At 69.2% G+C, this 8,099-nt stretch carries 7 protein-coding genes (1 of these 7 running past the window's edge); 3 read left to right on the top strand and 4 right to left on the bottom strand.

Features of this window, described 5'->3' with window-relative positions:
• Positions 1–1,419, top strand: a 1,419-nt coding sequence (locus tag QQJ79_RS12655) for an outer membrane protein (RefSeq protein ID WP_284223282.1), incomplete at its 5' end; no start/stop codon positions are given.
• Between the two features lie 128 nt (positions 1,420–1,547).
• Here QQJ79_RS12655 and QQJ79_RS12650 read toward each other — a convergent pair.
• The 4 genes from QQJ79_RS12650 to hfaA form a co-directional block, all read right to left on the bottom strand.
• Positions 1,548–4,397 carry a M16 family metallopeptidase gene (locus tag QQJ79_RS12650; protein ID WP_284223281.1) on the bottom strand — a complete coding sequence of 950 codons (2,850 nt, stop codon included), beginning with the start codon at positions 4,395–4,397 and terminating at the stop codon, positions 1,548–1,550.
• Positions 4,398–4,536: 139 nt separating this feature from the next.
• Positions 4,537–5,781, bottom strand: coding sequence for a holdfast anchor protein HfaD (hfaD, locus tag QQJ79_RS12645; protein ID WP_284223280.1), 1,245 nt, complete (start codon positions 5,779–5,781; stop codon positions 4,537–4,539).
• Positions 5,708–6,724, bottom strand: coding sequence for a holdfast anchoring protein HfaB (gene hfaB, locus QQJ79_RS12640; RefSeq protein WP_284223279.1), 1,017 nt, complete (start codon positions 6,722–6,724; stop codon positions 5,708–5,710). Before hfaB ends, hfaD begins: the two co-directional genes overlap by 74 nt.
• On the bottom strand, positions 6,721–7,161 hold the full coding sequence (gene hfaA, locus QQJ79_RS12635) for a holdfast anchoring protein HfaA (RefSeq protein WP_284223278.1): 441 nt from the start codon (positions 7,159–7,161) through the stop codon (positions 6,721–6,723). Before hfaA ends, hfaB begins: the two co-directional genes overlap by 4 nt.
• An 87-nt stretch (positions 7,162–7,248) precedes the next feature.
• Here hfaA and QQJ79_RS12630 point away from each other — a divergent pair, with 87 nt between their 5' ends.
• Positions 7,249–7,977 (top strand): rhomboid family intramembrane serine protease, encoded by a 729-nt coding sequence (locus QQJ79_RS12630; protein ID WP_284223277.1) that lies wholly within the window; start codon positions 7,249–7,251, stop codon positions 7,975–7,977.
• Positions 7,978–8,024: 47 nt separating this feature from the next.
• On the top strand, positions 8,025–8,099 hold the beginning of the coding sequence (locus QQJ79_RS12625) for a CBS domain-containing protein (protein WP_284223276.1). 351 nt of this gene lie beyond the right edge of the window; only the first 75 of its 426 coding nucleotides appear in the window; the start codon lies at positions 8,025–8,027; its stop codon lies off the right edge, out of view.

The raw sequence follows: 8,099 nt of genomic DNA, 5'->3' as shown, positions 1-8,099 counted from the left end.
TACCACACGCTCGGCACGATCGAGGCTGACGCTCAGCGCGGTCCGCAGTTCGATATCGAAACCCAGGACGACTGGGCGGCCTTCGCCCGTCTGGGCTACCGGTTCGACCAGAACTGGCGCGTCGAACTCGAGGGCGGCTATCGCTCGAACGACATCGAGTCGATCGTCAACCCGAACCCGGGCCTGCCGACGGGCATCTGCGCCGTCGGGCCGGCGGCCGGTCCGTGCGGCACGCCGGACGGCGAGATCAGCTCTGCGGCGCTGATGGTCAATGTGATCTTCGACTTCGGCAACGAGGGCGACGCCCTGCGTCCGTTCATCGGCATGGGCGCCGGCGTCAACCGGGTCAACACCGAGATCCTGGGCACGCTGGGCGGCAACCGCACGGTCGGCTTCGGCGCCGACGACAGCTCGACCGAGCTGGCGGCGCAGTTCCTGGGCGGCCTGGCCTTCGCGATCAGCGACCGGGCCCACCTCGACCTGACCTATCGCTATCTGATGTCGAACATGGAGTTCGAATCGTTCACCTCGACGGCGGCCGCCAACCCCGGCCCGTTCACGGGCCGCTATGACGACAGCCACACCCTGACGCTGGGCCTGCGCTATGCGTTCGGTGCGGACGAGCCGGACTATGTGCCGCCTCCCCCGCCCCCGCCGCCGCCGCCGCCGCCGCCGCCGCCGCCGCCGCCGCCTCCATGTTGCGAGAATCCGCCGCCGCCGCCCTGTTGCTGCGGGGGCGGCAATCTGAACGTCAACGTCAATGTGAACGCCAACGCCAACTCGAACGCCAGCGCCGGCGCGCGGGCGGGGATCAGCGCCCGCGCCGGCAGCTTCTCCAGCGGCGGCGGCGGCGGCGGCGGTTCGGCCTATGTGACGGTGGACCAGCCCTATCCGACCACGATCAACGGCCTGATGGTCGAGGGCGCGCGCGTCCGGCAGGTCATCCGGGTGCCCTATGAGGCGCGGCGGCGGTGGGAGAAGCGGGTGGTCATCCGCGCCTTCTGCATCGACGACCGCAATGTACCCCATCCGGCGTCGCAGGTCCGTCCCGACCGGGACGTGGACGGCGACTATGAGGGCGAACTGTACCGCTGCCTGGCCGGCACCTGGCTGCAGATCACCTGGGCGGAATATTCAGGCGACGTCGACTTCGGCCACGGCGAGACCATGGACTGCCGCAAGGGCGAGGCCCTGTGGCACGGCCGCGGCGGCCGGATCGAGTGCAGGCCGCAGCGGGCCGAACGCGAGTGCAACGAACGCTCGCTGCTGCGCCGCTACGGCGCGGGCGTGAAGATCCTGATCTGGGTGCGCGAGGAGACCTACACCGAATATCGCGAGGAAGTGGTCGAACAGGCCGGTTATGCCGTGCAGGGCGCGACCATCACCCTGGACGGCGGCGTCGGCGGCCGGGTTTTCTGACGCGGGAGTGAACACCGGCGTTCAGCCGCGCGTCAGTCGCGGCGGCCCATAGTGCGACGGTCGGCTCCGTCGACGATCCTGAGAAGCAAACTGGCCCCGATCCGCAAGGACCGGGGCCATTTTTTCGCCTATTGCGCCGCCGGAGCGTTGGACGAGACGACCACGGCCTTCCAGGCCGTGTCAGACTTCAGATACTGGCGCGCCAGGGCCTGGATGTCGGCCGGGGTGATGGCCTCCAGGTCCGTGATGTGGGTCAGGATCTGCTCGATGTCGCCGGGCTGGTCGACCACTTCGCCGAGTTGGGCCAGCCAGTATTCGTTGGAGGCCTGGCTGCGGCGCAGGGATTCGATGACCGGAAGACGGGCCCGGTTCAGCTCATCCTCGGTGACCGGCGTGTCACGCAGCGATGCGATGATCGCGTCGACCGCGGCGTAGAAGGCGTCCAGCTTGTCCGCCGCCGTCTCGGCCGTGATCGAGATCGAGCCGTAGTCCTCATAGACGTCCGAGGCGCTGGCGCGGACCGCCGGCGAATAGGCCAGGGCCTGACGCTCACGGATTTCCTCAAGTACGCGCAGCTTGAGCACTTCGGACAGGATCGAGGCCCGGCGCGCGTCCGTACGGTCGCCGACGGCGTCGGTGGTCGGCCAGGCGATATAGGCCAGCGCCTGCTCGGCAGGACCCGTGTGGGTCAGACGGACAGGCTCGGCCGTCGGCGCCGGGAAGCGCAGCACCGTGGCGCCGGCGGCCGGCTGTGCGTCCGGACCGCGGGCGGGGAGGGCGCCGAAGGTCGGGCCCACGGCGGCGATGGCGTCCTCGACGGTCAGGTCGCCGACCACGATCACATCGATCGGGCCGCTGGCCAGTCCGCTGGTGACGCCGGCCCGCAGGTCCTCAATGGTCCAGGCCGCGATCTCCTCGGCCGTGGGCAGTGATTCGCGCTTGTCGCCGCTGGCCAGCAGGCCGGAGCCCTGGATCTGGAAGGCGCCGCCGGGGGTGGCCATCAGCTGGGCGATCTGCTGCGGGAAGACCGACTTGATCAGCTGCATCGGCGCGGGCCGCAGACCGGGATCGGTCAGATAGGCGGCCAGGACCTGCATCTGCAGCGCCAGGTCCTCGGGACGCGTCGCGCCCTGAAGCTGGTAGCTGTCGCCGCCGACCTGGAAGCCGGCCGAATAGATGCGGCCGTTGAGGGTGCGGCTGAGTTCGTCGAAGGTCAGACGACCCAGACCGCCCGGGGGCACAATGGCGGCGGCCAGCAGTTGCGGGTCGGCGCGGTCGGGGCTCATGCCCAGCTCGCCGATGCCGGTGCGGACGCTGACCAGGATCTGCTCATCGCGGAAGGTCGTCGGCTTGACCGTCAGGCGCACGCCGTTGGCGAAGGTGACGACCGTGGCGCCGACCTCGGCGATCTCGCGGCGATCCTGCGCGGCGCCGGGAGCGCCGAAGGTGGCATAGGGCCAGTCCATCTGGGCCTGGGCGGCCGGGGCCGCGACGGGGACTAGGCGCGAAGCCTCCAGAGCGGCGGTCACGGCGGCTTCGCCGCCTTCGATCTCGACCGGGGTGATGACCAGGGCCAGCGGGCCCTCGCCGGTGAACACCGGCTTGACGGCCTCGCTGATCTGGGCGGCGGTCACGCCCTGAACGGCGGCGTTGAACAGGTCGAGGTTGGTCTGGGGCGATGAGAAGACATCGCGTGCATTGACCGCATTGGTCAGTCCACCCGCCAGCTGGGGCGTACGGCGGGTGGCGGCGCCGGCGACGGCGTTCTCAAGGCTGGCGCGGATGTCGGTGATCTCACGCTGGAGCTCGGCTTCCGAGACGCCGTACTGCGCGAGCCGCCGCTGCTCCTGTTCGATCGCCTCAAGGGCGCGCTTCCATTCGCCGGGCGCGAACTGGGCCGAGACCGACGCGATGTCGAGGCTGTCGACCAGATTGCCCTCGCCGCCGCCCGCACTTGCGAAAGGCGGATTGTCCGTACGGGCGATCTCTCCGAGGCGGCGGTTCAGAACAGCGACGCCGAGGCTCCGCAGCAGGTCCTCGCGGCGTTCGGCGACGGAGTCGGGGTCGCGGTCGGGGTTGCGGATCCAGTTGAGCTGGATCGAGGACTGGACGCCGGGCTCCACGAGGATGCGGGTCTCCGGCTGGCGCGGCGCGACCGTGCCGAGGTCGGGCTCGGGGCCGTCGGCGGCGCGGGGCTGCCAGCTTTCGAAGGCGCCGCGGATCTTGGCCTCCATCACGTCCACGTCGAAGTCACCCACGGCGACGAAGGTCGCGCGCGAGGGGCGGTAATAGGCGTCGTAGAACTCCACGAACCGCTCCCGCGGCGCGTTGCGGATGATATTGAGGTCGCCGATCGGCAGGCGCTGCGAGACGCGCTGGCCGGGGGCGAGCAGCGCCAGCTGGGCCTTGATCGAACGCAGGCCGGGGGTGTTGCGCAGGCGCTCCTCGCCCTCGATGACGCCGCGTTCGGCGTCGACGGCGTCAGCGGCCATCAGGGCCTCGGACACCTGTTCGCGCATGATGTGAAGGCTGGCGTCGACTGTTTCGTCATTCGTGCGGGGCAGCTCCAGCATATAGACGGTCTGGTCGAAGCCGGTGGAGGCGTTGGTGTCGGCGCCGAAGGCGAGACCCAGGCGTTCGAGGATGCGCAGCAGCTCGTTCTCGGGGACGTTGGTCGTCCCGTTGAAGGCCATGTGCTCCATGAAGTGGGCCAGACCCAGCTGGTCCTCGTTCTCCATCAGCGAGCCGGCGTCCAGCCGCAGGCGGAACGAGGCCTGTCCGGGCGGGGTGGCGTTGCGCATGATGGCGTACTGCATGCCGTTGGCCAGGACGCCGAAGCGGACGTTCGTGTCCGCCGGGATGTCGCTGGTCGCCTGGGCCCATGGATCGGACGGCTGGACCTGCGCCAGGGCAGGGGCGGCGGCGGTCAGCACGGCGAAGGAAGCCGCGGCGAGCAGGAACAGACGGGCGGAACGCATTATCGGTCTCTTTCCGAAGGGCGCGAGGGCTCCCGGATCGGGGCCGCGCCGGACAACTGGTAAGGACCGCAATACACCTATCGCCGACGCCCCGCGCAACCCTTCGGCGACCGGGCGACGAGGCTCAAGTTACCGAATGTTAATTTCCGGGTCGCGAAACGTAGAAGCTGGCTGAGTTTCCGACCGCATTGGCGCCTGTGATCACCGAGCGGTTGGAACCCGCGACAGTTGTATTGGCGACCGCCGACACATCGCCCGAGTTGGTCTGGGTGTTGCCGGCTTCCAGATAGCCTTCGCATTCCGAACAGGCATAGCCGGTGACGCTGTTGCCGACGGCGTCCGCCCCGACGGAGACGTCGTAGCCGTTCGTCCCGGAGAAGGTGGAGATCACGTCCACCCCGCCGGTGTTGAACTGGGTGTTGTCGATCTCGACATAGATGTCGTTGTTGCCGACCGACAGTTCGTTCGCCGCGCCGCGGGCATAGGCTTCGGCGCGACCGTAGTCATAGGCGGTGGTCAGGGCCGAGGCGCGGACGAAGCTGGAGTTCCTCTGGTCCGACGCGTTCACGACCGAGCCGCCCTCATTGTAGAGCACGGCCTGGTTGGCCGTGGCGCGGGCGCGGGCGGCGAGATCCCAGGCGTTGCCGGCGTTGGCGCTGGCCTCGGCTTCGATGAAGCTGCCGAAGGAGCGCTGCGCGATGCTGAGGTCCTGGCCCGAGGTGTTGTCGCTGTTGACGGCGATGGCGTTGACGATCGCCTGACTGTTCACGCTGGCCTCGGCCGGGATGTACTGGCTCTCGATCCGGCCGAAAGAGCGGACGATGGCGGACGAGGACTGGTCGATCGTCCCGCTGACAAACGAGGTCTGGCCGTAGACCGCCACGGTGTTGGAGATGGCCGAGGCGCCCACAGCCGCGCCGGCATGCAGGCGGGCGCTGCTGTCGCCGACTTCGGTGGTCGCGCTGATCAGGCCGTCGTCGGTCGTCTGGGTCGCGTCGAGGGTCAGGGTCGCGTCATAGGCGCTGACCGCCAGATAGTTGCCGCCGGCCTGGGTGGTGGCGTTGACGACCCCCCAGGTGTCGCCGCCCAGGGTGATGTCGGTGGTCGCCACCGCGTCGCCCTGCATGGTCTGGTCGGACTGGACCGTGATCGAGCCGTTATAGACGGCGCCCGAGGCGCTGTTGCCCTGGGCCGAGGTCTCGACCGTCACCTGGTCCTGCGAATCGACGACGTTGAGCGTCTGGCCGGCGAAGACGTCGCCCAGTTGCAGTTGCTGGTTCAGGACGATGGCGCCGTCCTGCGCCGCGGCCTCAGTAGCGGCTGCGGCGCACAGCATCGTCGCGGCGATCGTGCCAGCGAGACGGATCCGCGCGGGTTTCGCCATTGTTCGTGTCCGTGTTGGGGTAAGCGGCATAGTAGCCTCCGGTCGGTCCGACCGTGCCGCCCAGCGGGTCGGGGCCCGCGCTGAGGCAGACTTCCGGCCCGGGGGCGCCGTAGAGATTGGCCATGAACTCGACCGTCGCGCGTTCGATCAGGGCGCGCACGGCCAGCTGGACCGGTTCCAGCCCGCCTTCGCCGGCCGAGATGTCGAAGACATTGCCGTTCAGGAAGTCGAACACGCCGGCCGAGATTTCCCGGCCGATGATCTGCTTCTGATAGGAAACGACATCGACCACCTCCAGCGTGGTGGTCTGGACCAGGCGCAGGTCGATGGCGATGTTCATCACATAGGCCTTGCCGGCGAAGGCCGTCGACAGGGGCGTCTGGCTGGTCGCCTGGCCCGCGGCCATATCGAAGCCGCCCGAGCGGATGTTGTAGTTCACCTCGGTGATGCCGCCGATGATGTAGAAGTCCGAGCCGGGCACCGAGCCGGCCAGGATGCGGCGATACTGGACATCGTCCGCGCCGCCGGGGCCGTCGTCGCCGATCAGCCGGTTGTTGGCGTAGCGCAGCTCCATCTCGGAGACGGAGGTGTCGTAACGTTCAACCATGCGCGCGCCGGACTTGGCCAGGGCGGTCATGGCCATCTGCGAGGCGCCGCCGGTGATCTGGCGTCCGCCGTCGGCCGAGACCGTGCCGGTGTAGTCGCTGATTCGGCCGATCGCCATGCGCGGGGAGGGCAGGTTGTAGCGCCGGGCGTAGTCGGCCATGCAGTAGAGGGCGGCGGAGTAGGGGGTCGGATTGGCCGTGACCGGCGCATTGCCGATGGGCGTGGCGTAGAGGCCTTGCGGTCCCGCCGAGGCCGAGATGCAGCCGCTCAGCAGGGCCGCCGCCGCACAGGCGACGCCGGCCGTTCCCAGGCGCCGTGAGAGGGAGCCAGCGATCATGGAAGCCTCAGCGTGCCGTTCAGGCTGGTTCCGGCGGTGACGGCGCCGTTGTTGACCTGGGTCGAGTTGACGATGACCGTGTTGTGATTGCCCTGAACCACGACGTTCAGGCTGTTGCCGATGGCGGTGGAGCCGCCGATGGCCGTTCCGCCCGCGCCGCCGGCCCCGGAAAAGCTGGAAGACACGCCGCCGGTGGCGCTCGAATAGGTGCTGGCGCCGGCCTGGATGATTCCATCCACGATCAGCCGGTTGCCGTTGGCGTCCCGCGTCGAGCCGGACTGCGGGCGGGCGGTGGAATAGCGCGCCCCGCCGTAGCCGGCCGTGTAGCCGCCCAGTCCCGATGATCCCGCGGACTGCGCCGCGGCCACGGCGGGCAGGGCCAGCAGCGCCACGGCGACGGCGGCGAGGGCTGGCAGGGCCTTGGTCCGGAGATTCATGGCGGGCGGCTCCACGCAAACATGGTTTACGGGCCGGCAAGGACCCTGCGTGCCAATCTGGGTCATGGTTATTAAGAACCACTTGCCATGTTGACGTTTGGCGCCGCAGGCGGCGCCCATCGCCTCGTCCCGGAGTCTGATCTGACCCACGCGCCCGCCGAACGGATATTGAACGCCCCGGCGGTGGCCCTGCTGGTCGCCGCTTCGATGCCCGCCCTTTATCTCGTGCAGGAGAGGCTGCCCGACGGGGGGCTGTCGCTGGCCTTCCGGCCGTCTTCACTGTGGAATGGGCAGTGGTGGCCGGGGATCCTCACCTCCATGTTCGTGCACGGAGGCTGGGCCCATGTGGCCATGAACGCCGTCGGGGCCCTGGCGTTCGGCCCGCCGGTCGCCCGGCTCATGGGCGGGCCGAAGGGCGTCGCCGGCTTCCTTCTCTTCTATATAGCGTGCGGACTCGTCGCCACGGGCGGCTACGGCCTGATCCATCCGGCCAGCTACGATTCGCTGGTCGGGGCGTCGGGCGCGGTCTTCGGCCTGATGGGCGCTGCGCTCCGGCTGCTGGGGCGCAGGGAGCGCGGCCTGCGATCCCTGGGGGACCGGCGCTTCCTGACGTCGGGGGCGGTGATCATGGGAGTGAACGCAGCCGCCGGCCTGGTCGGGCTCGCGCCGGGGATGGAGGGCGCCCAGGTCGCCTGGGAAGCGCACGCCTTCGGTTTTCTCTGCGGCGCCCTGTTGATCGGCCCCTGGGCGAGGGCGTTCGAATCACGGCGCGATCCATTTGCTTCCCCGCCCGATCTGCGCGACCCTGACGTCTGAAGCGGGCCGTCCGCGCCCGCGCTCTATATAGAGAGGGAGGAGCCGCGATGCTGGTCGCCGAAATTCTCAAGGACAAGGGCGACGCTGTCTACGCCATCGGACCGGAGATGCCGCTGGGCGAG

It is taken from the genome of Brevundimonas denitrificans, assembly GCF_030160755.1.
GTDB lineage: Bacteria > Pseudomonadota > Alphaproteobacteria > Caulobacterales > Caulobacteraceae > Brevundimonas > Brevundimonas denitrificans.
This window is presented reverse-complemented; position numbering and strand designations above follow the sequence as displayed.